This window comes from Pseudoalteromonas sp. SG43-6 (assembly GCF_014164365.1).
In the GTDB taxonomy this organism is placed as follows: Bacteria; Pseudomonadota; Gammaproteobacteria; order Enterobacterales; family Alteromonadaceae; genus Pseudoalteromonas; species Pseudoalteromonas rhizosphaerae.
Genome location: NZ_JACJEZ010000131.1, coordinates 1 through 1,251, shown reverse-complemented (window position 1 = coordinate 1,251; position 1,251 = coordinate 1). Strand labels below are relative to the sequence as shown.

The 1,251-nt window shown below is 38.8% G+C and carries 1 protein-coding gene; it reads left to right on the top strand.

The window, feature by feature from the left end:
• Positions 1–358: 358 nt before the first annotated feature.
• Positions 359–1,251, top strand: an 893-nt coding sequence (locus tag H5201_RS22415; protein WP_182785443.1) for a hypothetical protein, incomplete at its 3' end; no start/stop codon positions are given.

Genomic DNA, 1,251 nt, shown 5'->3' with positions numbered 1-1,251 from the left:
CAAACCTAGGGGTTATGCACCCATCTAGGTTTATTGGCACACTGACGACTAAGGGAGTAAAAAGGAAATTAAGAAGAGAGCCACTTTAAATACGCGCATCTTAGTCATAAGGTAGAAAAAATCAAACCATGCACGAGGTAAACTGCCGCCTACAGGCGATGTAATATAGCTGTTTAAATTTGCGTAGGCGGGGCTTTACGCCGCGCAAATTGAAGAATAAAAACGATATTCACTCTGAATAGTTAAGATGGGTGTCATCTTAATTTCGTTGGCCAAGTAATCAGCCAAGCCATTGTTAAGTTATAAAAAGCTAAGTTATAAAAAATTTACAAGAAGTACAGCAAATAAAGGAGTAACAATGAGTAGTGATGATAAAAGCTCAGAGAAATCAAGCGAACTTGATGACTTACTTGATAACCTTATTAGTGATGAGGATCTTGAGCGCTATTTTGCTGAACAAAAAGACGGTTTAACTCACGAAGAACGAGAAAAAATAAAAAGAGAAAACCGTGTTAACGCGATTAACCAGTGGTGCGCTGAAAACCCAAATCGAGATCCTACAAGAGCAAAAGACAAAACTATAAAGCAACTGGCGTTAGATGAAGAAGCAGTGGTGCGATTAGAAGAGTTTAGAAAAAATAACCCCGAAAAAGCTGCAGAAAATAAAAGGAGAGCCGAAAACAGAAGCAAATACTTTGATAATAGAGCAACATATAAAGAGCAACTGTCTAGAGATTATTTGCATAAAGACAGTTATGAAACGCGATTAAAAAAAGCAGAAGCACTCAATGGCTGCGGGTTTAAAACCCGCACATTTAAAAGTAAGCGTTTTACTGATGAATATACAGCAAAGCTTTCATCCCCAGATAGTGGCTCAACGCTTGAAGGGCACTGGGTTCGCGGAGATGGGCAGCAACTTGCTATTTCATGGTTTGGAGGGTGGTCAAATTTATTTACTGCTCTAAGCTTCTTGCTAATGGTATCTGCAGTTATGTTTTTCTTCGTTGACTTGGTTGTTATTGGTTTTGTGTGGGGCGATTACAGGTGGGTACCGTTTGTTATATACATGCCTTTGTTTATCATAGGTTTTTATATGCATAAACACCGCGCCATATTATCGCACCGGGATAAGTTTTATTTTAATCGCCATACCGGGCTTGTAAAAACCCCTCATACTTTGTTTAGAAAACCGTTTTATTTACCTTACGAAGACATTGTTTGTTTTGGTGCAAATGAGCGCAATGTAGGCTC